Annotated in this window: 8 protein-coding genes; 4 read left to right on the forward strand and 4 right to left on the reverse strand. The window is 59.6% G+C overall.

Annotation, left to right across the window (positions count from 1 at the left end):
* Positions 1-62: 62 nt before the first annotated feature.
* The 3 genes from DHV10_RS26090 to DHV10_RS26100 are packed head-to-tail and all read right to left on the reverse strand — an operon-like array spanning position 63 to position 8,231.
* Entirely contained in the window at positions 63-3,698 is a 3,636-nt protein-coding gene (locus DHV10_RS26090; RefSeq protein WP_109489367.1) for an efflux RND transporter permease subunit, read from the reverse strand.
* Between the two features lie 13 nt (positions 3,699-3,711).
* Positions 3,712-6,825, reverse strand: coding sequence for a multidrug efflux RND transporter permease subunit (locus DHV10_RS26095; protein ID WP_275425941.1), 3,114 nt, complete (start codon positions 6,823-6,825; stop codon positions 3,712-3,714).
* Positions 6,822-8,231: an efflux RND transporter periplasmic adaptor subunit gene (locus DHV10_RS26100; protein ID WP_109489369.1), complete on the reverse strand. Its 1,410-nt coding sequence runs from the start codon at positions 8,229-8,231 to the stop codon at positions 6,822-6,824. The genes DHV10_RS26095 and DHV10_RS26100 overlap by 4 nt, the downstream gene beginning before the upstream one ends.
* Before the next feature lie 776 nt (positions 8,232-9,007).
* Here DHV10_RS26100 and DHV10_RS26105 point away from each other — a divergent pair.
* The 4 genes from DHV10_RS26105 to DHV10_RS26120 all read left to right on the forward strand — a co-directional run bounded on the left by DHV10_RS26105 (position 9,008) and on the right by DHV10_RS26120 (position 16,775).
* The gene (locus DHV10_RS26105; protein ID WP_109489370.1) at positions 9,008-12,295 is read left to right on the forward strand and encodes an efflux RND transporter permease subunit; all 3,288 of its coding nucleotides are present in this window, start codon (positions 9,008-9,010) and stop codon (positions 12,293-12,295) included.
* A gap of 42 nt (positions 12,296-12,337) precedes the next feature.
* Positions 12,338-13,594, forward strand: coding sequence for an efflux RND transporter periplasmic adaptor subunit (locus tag DHV10_RS26110; protein WP_109489371.1), 1,257 nt, complete (start codon positions 12,338-12,340; stop codon positions 13,592-13,594).
* 53 nt (positions 13,595-13,647) lie between these two features.
* Positions 13,648-15,069, forward strand: a complete 1,422-nt coding sequence (locus DHV10_RS26115) for an efflux transporter outer membrane subunit (RefSeq protein WP_275425944.1) — start codon at positions 13,648-13,650, stop codon at positions 15,067-15,069.
* Positions 15,070-15,767: 698 nt separating this feature from the next.
* Positions 15,768-16,775 carry a hypothetical protein gene (locus DHV10_RS26120; protein WP_162601920.1) on the forward strand — a complete coding sequence of 336 codons (1,008 nt, stop codon included), beginning with the start codon at positions 15,768-15,770 and terminating at the stop codon, positions 16,773-16,775.
* 334 nt (positions 16,776-17,109) lie between these two features.
* On the opposite strand, the gene cysE is transcribed toward DHV10_RS26120, so the two are convergent.
* A complete protein-coding gene (cysE, locus tag DHV10_RS26125; RefSeq protein ID WP_109489373.1) occupies positions 17,110-17,838 on the reverse strand; it encodes a serine O-acetyltransferase in 729 nt (242 codons plus the stop codon).
* Positions 17,839-17,843 lie beyond the last annotated feature (5 nt).

Genomic DNA, 17,843 nt, shown 5'->3' on the forward strand with positions numbered 1-17,843 from the left:
AAGGTAACTACCACTCATCAGGAAATCCTCGAAGCCGCTCGAAAGTGGCATCCCCCGGAAGTCTAATCCCCGCTTGGCTGTTCCAGCTCTGACCCGATCCGGTGCAGCTTCATCACTCGCCACTGTAACTTGTCGAAGAACAAGTAAACGACAGGTGTAGTGAATAGCGTCAGCATCTGCGAAACCAGCAAACCACCCACGATCGTAATTCCGAGAGGCTGCCGCAGCTCCGAACCCACACCCATCCCGATCGCCAGAGGCAGGCCCCCGAACATGGCGGCAAGCGTCGTCATCATGATGGGACGAAAACGCAGCAGACAAGCCTGATAGATCGCTTCAACAGGCGGCAACCCCTCTTCCCGCTCGGCTTGCAGGGCAAAGTCGATCATCATGATCGCGTTCTTCTTCACGATCCCGATCAGCAGAAGAATTCCGATCAGAGCCATGATGCTCAGGTCCGTGCCCGTAATCAACAATGCAAGAATCGCGCCAACCCCCGCCGGGGGCAACGTCGACAAAATCGTCAGCGGGTGGATGAGACTCTCGTACAGAATGCCAAGCACGATGTAGACCGCCACCAGTGCGGCCAGGATCAAATAGGGTTCGTTCGCAAGCGATTCCTGGAAGGCTTGCGCCGTTCCCTGAAAAGTCGCGTGAACCGTCGAGGGCATACTGATCTGAGCCTGGGCATTCTGCAACGCCGTTACGGCATCTCCCAACGCCACGTTCGGTGCCAGGTTGAACGTAAGCGTGACTGCCGGATACTGCCCCTGGTGGTTGACCGTCAAGGAGGTTCGCTTCTCCTCCCAGTGAGCGATCGCCGAAAGCGGCACCATCGCCCCCATCGCAGGCGCAGTACTCGCAGCAGGAGCCGGTCCCACCCCAGCGGATGCTGACGACGTGCTTTGAATTGCAAACGGCAGCGATTGCACCCCGGCGGGCATTCCGGTCAGAGTGCCCGAGCCGATCGCCGCGGCGGTCATCGATTCATTGTTCGAGGCTGCGATGGCTGCAATATTCGCTGCAACCGAGTTAGTGCCGCTGCTCGCGCCGCCCCCGTTCGAGGCCGCTGGAGTGCTCGAACTGATCGAGGAACCCGGGCTCGTATTTGATCCACTCGAAGCCGCAGCAAGCGAACTGCTGCTGCCGGCACTTCCGTTTGAGCTGACCAGTTGTCCTGCCGCGGTCGGAAACACAGCGGAGGCGCCCGATGAGCCCGAACTCGCGGCTGGGGAAGAGCCCGCACCGGCGCCGCTCGAAGCATTGGTAGCGGCCGCACTCGACGCGGCGGTTACCGTCGATCCAAGGAGAGGGACAGAAGCGGAGGCGCCGGTCGACCCCGTCTTGATGTAGATGTTCTTAAGCGAGTCGGGACTGAGCTGAAAGTCCGGTGCGACCTCCATCACCACAAAATACTGATTCAGCCCCGTGTACATCGTAGAAACCTGGCGCTGCCCAAATGCGTCGTAGAGCACCTGATCGATAGCGGACGTCGTGATCCCAAGGCGGGCCGCCGTATCTCGATCGATCACGAGCGTCTCTGACAATCCGTGATTCTGCTCGTCCGTCGATACATCGCGAAGCTCCGGCATTGTTCGCGCTTTAGCTTCGAGACGCGGCGCCCAGGTATTCAGTTCGTCCACATCGGGATCCGAAAGCGTGTACTGATACTGCGCGGCGCTTCCGCGGCCGCCCACCTGAATATCCTGCTGAGCCTGCAGGAAAGTACGCGCCCCCGGCACGCTGAGCAGCTTGCCGCGAAGTCGATTCACCACCTGATCGGCCGAAACATGTCCCGGACGCTTATCGGGATCCTTCAGCGCCACAAACATGAACCCAGTGTTATTGCTGCCGCGGCCGCCCCCGGCAAACGCCGTCACGGTCGCTACTGCGGGATCGTTCAGCACAAATTGAGCCAGCTTCTGTTGTTTGTCGCGCATCGCCGGGAAGCTGATGTCCTGCTCGCCGATCGTTTGTCCGCCCAGTCTTCCTGTGTCCTGCTGCGGGAAAAATCCCTTCGGAACGATCTTGAAAAGATAGACATTAAGGAACGCGCAGCCAATGGCGATCGCCAGAGTCGGCCACTGATGACGCAGCACCCATCGCAGCGCGACGTTGTACTCATAGTGCAGCCACTGGAAGGCATTCTCGAACATCCGATACAGCCGACCGTGGCGGCTCTCATCGCGCTGCTTGAGAAAGCGTGCACAAAGCATCGGCGTTGTCGTAAGAGAGACAAGCATCGACACCGCAATCGCAACGCTGAGCGTCACGGCAAATTCGCGGAACAGCTTGCCGATGATCCCCCCCATCAGAAGAATGGGCAGGAATACTGCGACAAGCGACGTGCTCATCGAGAGAACGGTGAATCCGATCTCCTTCGAGCCTCGCATCGCGGCTTCGTAGGGTCTCATGCCCTCTTCGAGGTACCGGGTGATGTTCTCGATCACGACAATGGCGTCATCGACAACGAAGCCCGTCGAGATGGTAAGCGCCATCAGCGAGAGATTGTCGATCGTGTAGCCCAGCAGATACATGACGCCGAACGTTCCGACAAGGGACAACGGCACGGCAATCGAGGGAATGATTGTGGCCCATATCTCGCGCAGAAACACAAACACAACGAGCACCACGAGCAGCACGCTGATGAGAAGCGTAATCTCCACATCGCGAACGCTGGCGCGAATCGTCGTTGTGCGATCCAGCGCTACGTTCATCTGAATCGTTGGCGGAATCTCCGCCTGAAGCCTCGGCATCTCCTTCAGCACAGCGTCCACGGTGTCAATCACGTTGGCGCCCGGGATTTTGAAGATGATGATCAGGATGGCGTCTTTAAGAGTGCCGCTCTTCCCGGTGTCGTTGTTGCCGGCGAATCCTGCTGTGCGAATATCCGAAACCGAATCGACCACATCGCCAATATCGCCCAGCCGAACCGTGGCTCCGGTCTGCTTGTTGTACCCTACGATAATCGGCTTGTATTCCGACGCCTTGAAGATCTGGTCGTTGTCGTCAATCTGCCAGCGATGCTGCGCGTCGTTGAAGCTGCCCTTCGGCCGGTTCGCGTTCGCGTTGCTGAGCGCCGTGCGAACGGCCTCGATCCCGATCCCGTTATTCGCAAGCTGCATGGGATTGAGCTCGACGCGTACCGCGGGCTGCGCGCTTCCACCGACAAACACCTGTCCCACACCCGTGATCTGCGCGATCTTTTGCGCAAGCATCGAGTCGGCCATATCGTAGATCTGCGGCTTCGGAACGACATCCGAGGTCAGCGTCAAAATAAGAATCGGCGCGTCCGCTGGGTTAGCCTTGCGGTAGCCCGGGTTCTGCGGCATGTACGCAGGCAACTGGCTTCGGGCTCCGTTGATAGCAGCCTGAACATCGCGCGATGCGGCATCAATATCGCGATTCAGATCGAACTGCAGTGTGACATTCGCCGATCCCAGCGAACTGGTCGACGTCATCTGGTTCACGCCCGCAATCCGGCCGAACTGCCGCTCGAGTGGTGTAGCAACCGCGGATGCCACTGTCTCAGGGCTCGCTCCAGGCAGCCCTGCGCCCACTCCGATAACGGGGAAGTCGACATCCGGCAGCGAAGCGACTGGCAGCACCGAGTATGCCACCGATCCTGCGAGGAGCAGCGCGATGCTCAGCAGTGAAGTAGCTACAGGTCGCTTAATGAATGGCGCGGATAAGTGCATCGTTCGCTCCGCCTCAGTCCGCCGTAGCCATCTGCCGTTCCGGCGTGGTCAGATCCTTCGGCTGCAACCGCTTCGCGAGCCTGTCGAAGTAGAGATAGACCACCGGCGTGGTAAACAGCGTCAGCATCTGCGAGAAGATCAAACCTCCCACGATGCTGACACCGAGCGGCATGCGAAGCTCAGCGCCGGTGCCGCCGCCCAGAGCCAGCGGCAAACCACCGAGCAGCGCAGCCATCGTCGTCATGATGATCGGTCGAAAACGCAGCAGGCACGCCTGGAAGATCGCTTCCTCTGACGACTTGCCCTCCTCGCGCTCCGCCTGAAGCGCGAAATCGATCATCATAATGGCGTTCTTCTGCACGATGCCGATAAGCAGAATGATTCCAATCAGCGCGATAACACTGAACTCCACGCGGAACAGCATCAGCGCAAGCAGCGCTCCCACTCCGGCCGACGGCAGCGTCGAGATGATCGTGATGGGGTGAATGTAGCTCTCGTAAAGCACACCCAGAACAATGTAGACGGTGATGAGCGCAGCCAGAATCAAGATGGGTTCATTCGACAGAGATGTCTGGAAAGCCGCCGCCGTGCCTTGAAAGCTCGCGTTGATGCTGTTCGGCAGACCGATATTCTTCTCGACATTGTTCACAGCCTTGACCGCATCTCCAAGCGCTCTGCCCGGTGCGAGGTTGAAGCTGACAATCGTCGAAGGGAACTGCCCCTGGTGCCCGATCGATAGCTGCGCACGCGTCTGCTCCCAGTGCGCCAGCATGCTTAGCGGCACCTGCGTCCCGTTGCTCGATTTGACGTACAGGTTATTCAGCGTCGTCGGGTTCGTCTGGAAGTTGTGACCGACTTCCATCACCACGTGATACTGATTCAACTGCGTGAAGATCGTCGAGATCTGGCGCTGGCCGAACGCGTCATACAGTGTGTTATCAATGTCCGCCATTGCGACGCCCAGCCGCGACGCCGTATCCCGGTTAATCACGAGTTGAGCGCCGAGTCCCTGATCCTGCAGGTCGCTGGCAACGTCCGTCAAAGCGGGATCCCTGCTGAGCTCCTGGACCATCTTCCGCGTGTATGTTGCGAGTTCCGCCGAGTTCGGATCTTCGAGTGAATACTGAAATTGCGTACGGCTGACCCGATCTTCAACAGACAAGTCCTGCAGCGGCTGAAGGAACAGCTGAATCCCATTTACGTCCGCAACCTTAGGCTGCAGTCGCTGGATCACATCGCTGGCCGAGATCTTGCGATCCTCAAGCGCCTTGAGCGTGATCTGAATTCGACCCGAGTTCAGCGTTGGGTTCACATTGTCGATCCCGATAAACGAAGACACGTTGTCGACTGCTGGATCCTGCAGAACGATAGCGACAAGCTGCTGCTGGCGGCGCGCCATGTCGGGGAAGCTCACCGTCTGCGGCGCTTCGCTGATCCCGAGAATCACACCCGTGTCTTGGACAGGGAAGAAGCCCTTCGGAATGGCGAGGAAGAGCAGCACAGTGGCCACAAAGGTCGAGATAGTCACCAGCAGAGTCAGGAACCGATGATTCAGAACCTTCTTCAGTGCGCGCCCATACGAATCGATGATGTTGTTGAACACGGACTCAGACCAGTAGTAGAAACGGGTCTGCTTTTCTGACTTGTCTTTGAGAATGCGCGAGCACATCATCGGCGTCAGCGTCAGCGAAACCACTGCCGAAACAAGAATCGTCACCGCAAGCGTGATCGCAAATTCGCGGAATAGCCGGCCCACTACATCGCTCATGAACAACAGCGGGATCAGCACCGCAATCAGTGAAACGGTCAGCGACATGATCGTGAAGCCGATCTGAGCGCTGCCCTTGAGAGCCGCCCTCATCGGCGATTCGCCCTCTTCGATGAATCGAGAAATGTTCTCGATCATCACGATGGCGTCATCGACTACGAACCCAGTCGAGATCGTCAGTGCCATCAGCGTCAGGTTATTGAGGCTGTACCCCAGCAGGTACATCACGCCGAAGGTGCCCACAATCGAAAGCGGCACCGCAACAGACGGAATGATTGTGGCCGCCAGGTTGCGCAGAAACAGGAAGATCACCATCACGACCAGCGCCACGGTGAGCATTAGCTCAAACTCGACGTCTTTCACCGACGCCCGGATCGTACTGGTCCGGTCCGTGAGGATATGAACCTGGACGTTGGCCGGAAGGCTGGCCTGCAGTGTGGGAAGCAGCTTGTGGATACGGTCAACCACCGCGATGATGTTTGCTCCCGGCTGGCGCTGCACGTTCACGATTACCGCCGGCTGCCGATTCATCCACGCCGCCTGCTGCGTGTTCTCCGGCGCGTCGATCACGCTCGCCACATCCGATGTCCGGACTGGCGCGCCGTTCCGATATGCCACGATCACGGGCAGATAATCCGCGCTCGACAGCAGCTGGTCGTTCGCGTTAATCGTGTACGACTGCCTGCTGCCGTTCAGCGTACCCTTGGCTTGGTCGACATTGGCCGCCGCGAGCGCTGTGCGCAGATCCTCCAGGCTCAGGTTATAGGCCGCGAGCTGCGCAGGATTGGCCTGCACCCGGACCGCCGGCTTTTGTCCGCCGGCAATCGAAACCAGACCAACTCCCGTCACCTGCGAGATCTTTTGCGCCAGATTTGTGTCCGCTGCGTCCTCTACCTTGTCCAGAGGCAGCGAGTCCGAAGTCAAGGCCAGGGTAAGAATCGGCGCATCGGCGGGGTTCACCTTGCTGTAAACCGGCGGGTTGGGCAGATCGTTCGGCAAAAAGCTGTTCGCCGCGTTAATCGCCGCCTGCACCTCCTGCTCGGCGACATCGATGTTTTCGTCGAGGTTGAACTCCAGCGTGATCACCGACCCGCCGCCGGAGCTCGTTGAGGTCATCTGCTTTAACCCCGGCATCTGCCCGAACTGGCGCTCCAGGGGAGCCGTCACGGACGACGCCATGACGTCCGGCCCAGCCCCAGGGTAAAAAGTCAGTACCTGGATGATCGGATAGTCCACCTCAGGCAACGCCGAGACCGGCAGCTGCAGAAACGCGACCCCGCCCGCGAGCATGATCGCCGCCATCAGCAAAGAAGTGGCAATGGGGCGAAGAATAAACGGACGGGATGGGCTGAGACTCACTGCTGCTGCCTCTGGTTTGAACTCGGGCTCTGATCGCTCCGGTACTGGCCCGACCGTCGGTTGGCACCCGGCTGCCCCTGGGCGCCGTCAGGCCGTGCCCCAGGCGCCGGCTGCCCGGGTGAGGGTTGTCCCCCTCCCGGTGCGCTATCGGTCATCCCAGGTTCCGAACCCGGTCGACCGCCCTGCCTTGGATGGCCAGCCGACGTGGTCACAGGCTGCCCAGGACGGAGCCTCTCAGCTCCGTCGACCACAACCTGAGTCCCGGGCGCCGGTCCACTGTCCAGAATCGTCGTCTGGCCCTCCGCGAGAGCTACCGTTACCGGCTGCATCTGCGAGACCTGGCCCCCCTTGCCATCGCTGTTCACGGTCCAAACAAAGAGCGATCCGTTCAGCCCGGTCTGGATGGCAGCAGAGGGAACCACAAGCGCATTAGGCCGGTTTTCCAGCACAAGGTGGATATTGACGAACTGATTCGGAAAAAGGACAGAGTCCTGATTGTTGAAGACGGCCTTCAGCTTCCCTGTACCCGTTGTGGGATCGATCTGATTGTCTGCCGTGAGCAGATTTCCCTTGGTCAGCAGCTGCGTGTCGCTGCGGTCGTACGCGTCCACAGGCATGTGCTTGTCCGCGGCCAGGCGCTTCAACACCTGCGGAAGCTGATTCTCCGGCAGCGTGAAGTACACCGCAATCGGCTTGAGTTGATTGATCACCACCAGGTTGGTCGAGTTCGCGGAAATCACATTGCCCGGGTCGACCAGTCGCAGCCCAATCTTGCCACTGATCGGCGCCTTGATCGTGCACCAGCTCAGCTGCAGCTGCGCATTCTCAACCGCCGCGTTATCAGACTGAATCGCGCCCTGATATTGGCCCAACTGCGCCTCGTTTGCCTCCATCGACTCCCTTGAAACCACCCCCGCGGCAAATAGCGCCTTGTACCGATTCACTTCAGCCTGAGCGTTCTTGAGCAGCGCCTGATCGTGAGCCAGCGTACCCTTGGCCTGGTCCAGCGACGCCTGGTAGGGCTTCGGATCGATGACCATGATCGTCTCGCCCTCTTTAACCTCCTGCCCTTCGGTGAACTTGACCGGCAGCAACTCGCCGCTCACGCGCGCCTTCACCGTAACCGTGAAGTTGGGCGTCACGGTCCCGAGGCCCGTGAGGTAAATAGGCATCGGCTTCTGTTCAGCCGGAACGACCTGGACCGGCACGGGGCGGTTCGCCAGGGCCGCAGCTTGGTGGGCGGTATTGGCATTAGCCTTCTGCTTGTTCTGGTACACGCGCCACCCGATGAACGCTCCGGCGGCAATCAGCACCAGATAGATAAAGACGCGAACCCAGGGGCTCCTGCGGGGATGCGACTCACCGGTCTTTGCAACATCAGGCTCAGTGGCGTTTTGAATCGGCATGTTTATCGCTTCCAGTCATTCACAAATCTTCAAAGAAAATGCAGCTCTCCAGCTGAAAAAGGGAGCAATCAGAGAGGTTCTATCCTGCCGCCGCACCCCCTCATAGGGACGGGTTTGAACCTTGAAAGGTTTCGCGCGGAAAGTGCATCAAGCCCTCCGCCAAGCCTCGCAAATCGCCAGTCGAAGACCTCGGCGACTCTTTCATTCTCGATCACGAATACGACTGAAACGAGTGTCTCCGCAGAGTGATTGGTTCTGATGAAACTGGAAGCCCTTTCGTTGCGTCGCCGCCTACCCCAACAGCGGAAAGTTCCATGGGAAGAAAATTGCACCTGACTCGAACCTGGTGCACTCCAACCAACTCGCATCCTGATACCTTGCATCCGGAAAATGAAGCCTCGACGGTCAAAATGACGTCCTATTAGACAGGGCTCGTTAGGTGGCAAGACGCTGCGCATCAGCAGACGCCACTTTCGCTCGATCGTGCGTAATCGAATAAGATTGTTTGTTCAACTGTAACCCTCTTCGGAGTGACCGCCTGCTTGCCGCCACTCCGGAATTCAACTTTTTTGAGCCGCTTTTGCCTTGAACGGTCCGCCACGGTTCGCGAGGCGTTCCTCTCCCGATCGCTAACTGGCAAATCGCCTCACATAATCGGGGACAAGCTCCCCGCCCACGGCACCAAAGTCGGCGCGACCAGCAGAGAGCATCGACCTTGAAAAGAATCAGGCAGACCAGGCTCCGGCTGGTCCTGCCATAGGAGCGGGTACCACCGTATGTGGATTGTCCGGCTTGCGCTTAGGCGGCCGTATACATTTGTCGTCTTTGCGCTCCTGATCCTCATCCTGGGCGTCTACAGCATCATGTCGATGCCGACGGATATCTTTCCGAACATCGACATCCCCGTCATTACGGTGGTCTGGAACTACTCCGGCTTGTCAGCTGAGGAGATGGCAAACCGCATCGTCAGCAACAGCGAACGCGGCATGACAACTACGGTCAGCGACATCGAGCACATCGAGTCACAGACTCTGGCCGGAGTCGCCGTCATCAAAATCTTCTTCCAGCCTCACGCTAACGTCGCCAGCGCCGTCGCCCAGGTCACCTCCATCTCCCAGGTCCAGTTACGCCAGCTTCCTCCCGGTACAAATCCGCCCTTCATCATCCAGTACAACGCCTCCAGCGTGCCGGTCCTCATGCTTGGGCTCTCCGGAGAGGGCCTCAGCGAGCAGCAACTGTTCGACATGGGCCAGAACACGATTCGTACACAGCTCGCTACGGTGGAAGGCGCGCAGACACCCTTTCCCTACGGTGGCAAACAGCGCCAGGTCCAGGTCGATATCGACCCAAGGGCGCTCCAGGCCCACCAGCTTTCCCCAGCCGACGTCGTCAATGCCGTCTCCGCCCAGAACCTCATCGTCCCCTCAGGGACCATGAAGATGGACCGGTTTGAGTACTCCATCGAAACCAACTCTGCACCATCCGTCATCGATCAGCTCAACAACCTGCCAATTCGAGTCGTGAACGGCGCAATGATCTACGTTCGCGACGTGGCCCACGTACGAGACGGCAACCCGCCGCAGACCAACATCGTCCGCGTCAACGGCCAACGCTCCGTCATGATGTCGATCATGAAGACGGGCTCCGCCTCGACTCTGAACATCATCAAGCAGGTCCGCGAGAAGCTCGACTATGTGAAGGGTCAGGTGCCGCCTCAGACGAAGATCGACTCACTTGCAGATCAGTCGATATTCGTCCGCGGCGCAATCAACGGCGTGGTGCGCGAAGCCTTGATCGCCGCCTGCCTCACGGCCGTGATGATCCTCATTTTCCTCGGCAGCTGGCGCTCAACCATCATCATCGCCGTCTCCATCCCCCTCTCCATCCTTTGCTCCCTCATCGTCCTTTCCGCTCTCGGCGAAACCATCAACATCATGACTCTCGGCGGTCTCGCTCTCGCCGTCGGCATCCTCGTAGACGACGCCACCGTCGCCATCGAGAACATCAACCGCTATCTGGAACAAGGCAAGGAACTGGAGCAGGCAATCCTCGACGGCTCCGCGCAGATTGCCATTCCCGCCTTTGTCTCCACCCTGGCCATTTGCATCGTCTTCGTGCCCATGTTCCTCCTCAGCGGCGTGGCACGATACCTGTTCGTACCCATGGCCGAAGCCGTTATCTTCGCCATGCTTGCCAGTTACCTGCTCTCGCGAACACTCGTGCCAACCATGGCCAAATACCTGCTCCACGAGCACGACGACGCACAAGAAGCGCGCAAGCAGGCCAGCCGCAATCCCTTTGTCAGATTCCAGAGCGGATTCGAGAAAGTCTTCGCCTCTTTCCGCAATGGCTACCTGCGCCTGCTCACGCTCTGCGTCAACTTTGCCGGAGCCTTCCTCATCATCTTCATCCTCTTCGCCGTCGCATCGGTGGCACTGCTCGCCCCCTGGCTCGGTCAGGACTTCTTTCCCTCTGTCGACGCCGGCCAGTTCAAGATTCACGTCCGCGCGCGTACCGGAACCCGCATCGAAGAGACCGCCGCCCTTTGCGACCATATCGATCGCACCATCCGCGAGAACATCCCCCCGGATCAGGTCATCACCATCGTAGACAACATCGGCCTGCCTTACTCCGGCCTCAATCTCTCGTACTCCACCTCCGCCCCCATCGGCCCAGCTGATGCCGACATCCAGGTTCAGCTCTCTGAGAAACACCGCCCTACCAGCGAATATGTCGAAGAACTCAGAGGCGTCCTCGCACGCGACTACCCCGGCGTGACCTTCTACGTTCTTCCCGTCGATATCGTGACCCAGATCCTCAATTTCGGCCTGTCGGCCCCAATCGATGTGCAGATCGTCGGGCCCAATCTCTATGGCAACCGGGCGGTTGCAGAAAAGATGCTGAACGAAGTCCGCTATGTGACCGGCGCCTCCGACGCGCGCATTCAGCAGCCCTTCGACCAACCGAATTTCACCGTAAACGTGGACCGCACCCGCGCGCAGGCCATCGGCTTTACCCAGCGCGACGTAGCGCAAAGCCTGCTTGTCGCCCTCAGCGGAAGCTTCCAGACGACACCGAGCTTCTATCTCGACCCTCGCAACGGCGTCAGCTACAACGTCGCCGTACAGACCCCGCAATACCGCCTCGACACGATCTCAGGACTGCAGAGCCTGCCTGTGACGAGATCGAGCAACGCCGGAGCGAGCGCTGGTGGCACTCCTCCGGGCAACACGGGATCGGGCGCCGCGCCACAAACCATCGCCGCACCGGGCGCGCCGCAACCCGTGCAGATTCTCGGCAACTTGGCTCAGTTCAAGCCCGGCGCCGAACTCGGCACGGTCAGCCACTTCGACGTTCAACCCGTCATCGACATTTACACCAACGTCGTCGGCACTGACCTCGGCACCGTCACGCGCGAAGTCGAGAAGATCAAGGACAAATACGAGAAGCAGCTTCCGCGTGGCTCGCACATCGCCCTCCGCGGCCAAAGCGAGACCATGCAGAAGTCGTACACCGGCCTGCTGCTTGGCCTCATCATTTCTGTTCTGCTCGTCTATCTGCTCATCGTGGTGAACTTCCAATCGTGGCTCGACCCGTTCCTGATCATTTCGGCACTACCGGCAGCCCTCGCTGGCATCACGTGGTTCCTCTTTTTGACAGGAACGCGTCTCAGCGTACCCGCTCTCACCGGAGCCATCATGTGCATGGGAGTCGCCACCGCAAATTCAATCCTGGTCGTCAGCTTCGCGCGCGAGCAGCTTGAAGAACTGGTGGGCGATGCACGCCAGGCCGCGCTCAATGCCGGCTTCGTCCGCCTCCGTCCGGTGCTCATGACCGCACTGGCCATGATCCTTGGCATGATGCCGATGGCGCTCGGCCTCGGCGAAGGCGGCGAGCAGAACGCACCGCTCGGTCGCGCCGTGATCGGCGGATTGCTGCTCGCCACCTTTGCCACCCTCTTCTTCGTGCCGGCGTTCTTCTCAGTCGTGCACGGATGGCTCGAAAAGAAGAGCCGCACCAGGCGCCACGAGAAACAGGCCGCAACATTCGATGAGTTCGACTGATGAGCAAAACTGAGGAAGCAGCAATGAATTCTGGAGCAGGGAATGAGTAACGAATCCACACCCAACGCGGGCAGGGAAAGTCACAAGCAAATGCCGCACGAGGGGCACGATACCCAGCATGCGCCTGACGCAAAACCGGTCGCGACAGGCCTCGCGGTCACCACGCTCGTCATCGTCTTGCTCGTCTTTGCGGCTTTGGCAGCGTTCGGAATCCTGAGCCGGATTCACCACACCAACGTCCTCGCCAAGTCCACACAGGAACTTGCCGCACCCGTGGTCATCGCGCTTGCACCGAAGCAAGGCGCTGCAACAGACACCTTCAGCCTGCCCGGCAACGTCACCGCCTACACTGACTCTCCGATCTATGCCCGCACCTCCGGCTACCTGACGAAGTGGTATCACGACATCGGCTCTCACGTGAGAAAAGGCGAACTGCTGGCCGAAATCGCCACCCCCGAACTCGATCAGCAACTCGCCCAGGCCGAAGCTGACCTCGGCACCGCCGAAGCCAACGCCAAGAACGCCAAAGCTCAGGCCCAGCGCTACCAGGGCCTGGTCTCAACCAACGCCGTCTCTCAGCAGGACACCGAGAACTTCACCAACCAGGCAAGCGCCACCGCATCGTCCGTGAAATCGGCCCAGGCCAACGTTGAACGGCTCAAACAGCTGCAGTCCTTTGAAAAAATCTACGCTCCCTTCGACGGCGTAGTCACCGCCCGCTCCATCGACATCGGCCAGCTCATCGACACCGGAGCAGCCCACGAGCTGTTCCACATGCAGTCGCTCAATACACTCCGCGTCTACGCCAACGTTCCGCAGATGTACTCGGCTAACCTGAAGCGCGGAACGAAGATCGAAATCTCCTTCCCCGAGCGTCCGGGCCAGACCTATCAAGGCACGCTCGTGCGCACCGCGAATGCAATCGACCCAACCAGCCGCACGTTGCTCGTCGAAATCGATGTCGACAATCGCAAAGGAGAGCTTCTTCCGGGGTCGCTCGCGCAAGTTCACTTCAAGGCTCCCTCTGTGCAAACCTTCGTGGTGCCTGTCTCCGCCATCATCTTCCGCCGCGAGGGAACCCAGGTCGGCGTGCTCGGCGCTGACAACACCGCCCACGTCGTGCCCGTGACCATCGGCGAAGACGACGGCCGCACAGTGCAGGTTGTGAGCGGCCTCAAGGCCGGCGACCTGGTCATTCAGGATCCGCCAGACTCCCTGATCGAAGGCGAAAAAGTAAACCCGCAGCATCCAAGCAGTGGGCAACAGAACGCGCAGCATGGCCAGGGGGGCAAAGATTGAAGCAGTTGACCTCAAAGCCCAGACTGAGCATCTTGCTGCCGGCTCTCTGCCTCTTGGCGGGATGCTCCGTGGGCCCAAACTACAAACGTCCGGACCTCTCCACCCCGCCGCCTCCCGCATACAAGGAGACCGCGCCCACGGCCGCCACACCGCCCCCCAATCCAAACGGAGGCACTTGGAAGCAGGCCACTCCCTCTGACGGGATGCTTCGCGGAAAGTGGTGGGAAGTCTACAACGACCCGCAGCTGAACGCCCTTGAAGACCAGATCGCCGGGCAAAATCAAAATCTCCGCGCCGCCCTCGAGAACTACCAGGCAGCCCGCGACCAGGTGCGCATCGCCCGTGCAGACTTCTATCCCACCCTCACAGGCAACGCCGGCGCGGAACGTGCAAAAGTCTCAGCCCATCGCCCCCTCGCCCCTGCCGGCACCCACACCAACTACGGAGACCTTCAGCTCGGCGGTCAGGCCAGCTGGGAGCCTGATCTGTGGGGACGCGTGCGGCGGAACGTAGAGGCCTCGCGGGCCAACGCTCAGGCCAACGCCGCCGATCTCGCTAACCTCTACCTCGTCCTCCACGCAGAGCTCGCCACCGACTACTTCGAACTCCGCGGCCTCGATTCCGACGCACGTCTCCTCGAAAAAGCAGTTGCCGATTATCAGCGCCAGGTCGAACTGAACCAGCACCTTCTCCAGGGCGGCCTCGCAAGCGAGGTCGTCGTCGCGCAGGCCCTCACACAGCTTGAAACCACCCGAACCCAGCTCGTCGACGTAAACCAGGCGCGCAACCAGTACGAGCACGCCATTGCGACGCTCATCAACAAGGAGGCCGCGCAGGTGACCCTGCAACCCGAGCCCCTGGATCAGGAACTGCCGCAGATCCCGGTAGGAGTTCCGTCGCAGCTCGTCGAGCGCCGTCCCGACATCTCCGCTGCCGAGCGCCGCACCGCAGAAGCCAACGCGCGCATCGGCATCGCAATCAGCGCCTACTATCCCAACGTCGTGCTCGGCGGCGGTGGCGGCTTCGAAAGCACCAACGTCGGCACGCTTATTCAGGGTCCCAGCGCCCTCTGGAGCCTCGGCGCCCAGGCCACCGAAATCCTCTTCGATGCCGGCCGGCGTCATGCAGTCACAGAGCAGGCCCGCCACCTCTATGAAGCCGAAGCCGCCACGTACCGTGCCACGGTTCTTAGCGCCTTCAATGAAGTCGAAGACCGCCTCTCCGACCTGCGCGTCCTCGACCAGGAGACCACAACGGAACGCCGCGCCGTCGATGCCGCGCAGCACTCGCTCGATCTCTCGAACCAGCGCTACAAGGGCGGCGTCACCAATTACCTCGAAGTCCTCATCGCCGAGACGGCTCTGCTCAGTAATCAGCGGACCCTCACCGACCTCAAGACCAGGCAATTTGCAGCGAGCGTTGGCCTCGTTCGCGCCTTGGGCGGCGGCTGGGATGCAACACAGCTCCCCCACTAATGCCCCCCGCGGAGTAGCCCTGGTACCAGCTGCCTCCGCGCCTGCGCATCACGCAACTCCGATCAGCAACGCTGAGGTTGCAGGATCTGCCGCGTCTCCCCATTGATTGCTGCGCAACTGAAAGCGCGGGCCCTCTACTCTCCTCCACCCTCCGCCCGCGCCAGTCGCACGGCAAAATACGACTGCTCGTCGAAGCCGGCAATCTCTTCAAAAGAGGATTGCCACACATCGCCGCCAGGGTGTAAGTTCGACCGTAACGAAAAACTCTTTGAACTGGTTGCCTGCAGGTCAAAGTTTTCGAGCACAAAGCAGGTTGAGCGGGCCCCAAGAAAGACACCTAGCCGCACATGCACGCCGGCTTCGACTCTGAAGCTTCTCCGGAACGCACTTCACTCGACATCCCATTGTCGCGGTGAGGGCGATTGCAGATAAAAGAGGTTGTTGAGCTGTACTCTTAGGCGCACCGCGTCTCTGGCTCGCAAGCAGCCCTGTCATTCCAGTGTCCGGCCATTCCTTCTGCGTAAGGAACTGAGGAAAGCTGTGTCACTCGAGAGTCTCCGCATTCACGCGGAAACTCGAATTCGACAAAATCGCGTGAACTGAGTGCTGGCGTCGAGCGAGGCGCCCGCAAGCAAAACGGCAACAGACCGTAAACTCTGCAAAAAACAAAATCCCGATCTCAGAGGACAAGCCCCGTGATGAGAAAAATCGCTCTTTCCATCCTTCTTCTACCCGCAGTTTCAGCAGTACCCGCCATGGCAGGTGTAATCGTCTACAGTCCCTCAAACGGAGCGAGCGTGAGTTCGCCCTTCGCCCTCTCAGCCTGGGCAAACTGGTGCGGATCGCAGAGCGTCGTTTCAACCGGCTACTCGATCGACAGTGGCAGCACGACCATCATCAACAGTCAGACACTCAAATCTTCCGTATCCGCGTCAACGGGCGGCCACACCTTGCACGTCAAAGCATGGGGAAACGCCGGAGCTGTTTGCGTAACCGACGTCGCAATCAACGTGACATCCGCTTCCGCTTCCGTCCCGACCAGTTCCTCAAATGTGAGCTCGATTCAAACTCTGGGGAATTGGATCGGAGTGCACGACAGCGGAACGCCGGGTTCATCCAGCGGCTGGATGAATATCGTTAGTTCGCCCTCGATGAGCGGCGCAGCGCGGCAGTTTGCCACCAGCTACACAAACTATGGCGGAGAGCGGTACAGCGTGAGTTTCGGTGACGATGAGGCTGCCCAGAATTTCCAGATGGATACATGGGTATATCTGCAATATCCGTCCACCGGCGTGCAGATTCTGGAACTCGACCTCAACCAGGTCCTCTCCAACGGTCAGACCATCCTTTACGGATTGCAATGCAACGGATGGTCGAACACTTGGGACTTCTCGACGAATAGAGGGTCAGCAACCAGCCCGAGTCCTCATTGGGTCAACACATCATCCCCATGTAACCCGCATAGCTGGGGAACCAACCAGTGGCATCACGTGCAGATCCTTTACTCACGCAACGATTCCGGCTGGGTCACCTACAAGACCGTAACGCTGGACGGCAAGGTCTTCAACATCTGGACCACCACCTACAGCGCCTATGCCTTGGGCTGGGGTCCCTCGTTGACCGTCAATGTGCAGGTAGATGGATCCAGCAGCGGAAGCGGCGGCTCGCATCTGTTCATTGACAACATGACCGTGAGCCGCTGGTAGAGGCTTGCCTCTGCCAAACAGAAAAGGCCCGCCAGCGCGGCGGGCCTTTTGGTATCCAACATTATCTGCCCGCGAAGTTTCAAAGACAACTTAGCATGGGCTTCGAGCGATCATGCTCCCTGAAAACACGAAAAGGGCGCAACAGCACGACGGTTCGGCCCTCCCCCAGGATCGAACTTTCGGCAATCGATTGCGCCCTGATCGTTCCACCACTTTAGAGTTCACAACCTTAAACAAACCTTAAGAGACGCCGAGCAACAGCGGCAGAACGTTTACAACTTGTGCGCCACACTTTAGGACCTCGTCCAATAGCCGAGCGATCCCGCTTCATTCTTCAGATCCCTTCGCCCATGGACACGTATTCCGTAATCTGATTCAGCTCCTGGCGGTAAGCCGTCCGCTCCGCTTCTTCGGTTGCGAATGGCTGCAACTGCCGCACATGTGCCCCAAGCTTCTCCTCGAGTTCCTCAACGCGCGATGCCAGCGCGATCAGTGCGTCCGACAGCGGATCCTTAATCTCATGCGGATCGGTCAACAACACTCTCTGCCCGTTGCGGTACACAATGTGCGCGGGTACGCCGACAACGGTCGAGTTCGGCGGCACATCGGTAAGAACCACAGAACCCGCACCCACCCGCGAGTTCTGTCCCACCGTAATGTTGCCCAGGATGTTCGCGTTATTCCCGACGAAAACGCCATCGCACAAGGTCGGGTGCCGCTTCCCATGCCCCTTGCCCGTGCCGCCCAGCGTCACTCCCTGATAGAGCGTCACGTCGCTGCCCACGATCGCCGTCTCTCCAATCACCACGCCCGTCGCGTGATCGATGAAGAGTCTGCGGCCCAGTAGCGCGCCGGGGTGAATGTCCACCCCCGTCACAAAGCGCGCAACCTGCGAGAGTACCCGCGCCGCAAGCCGAAGTTTCAAACCCCACAGCCAGTGCGCCACTCGATGCAGCCAAACTGCCCACAATCCCGGGTAGCAAAGCAGAACCTCAAGCTTGGAACGCGCCGCAGGGTCACGCTCCAGCACTGAGCGAACGTCTTCGCGAATCCGGTCGAGCATCGGCG

The sequence above is a fragment of the Occallatibacter savannae genome (assembly GCF_003131205.1).
Taxonomy (GTDB): Bacteria; Acidobacteriota; Terriglobia; order Terriglobales; family Acidobacteriaceae; genus Telmatobacter; species Telmatobacter savannae.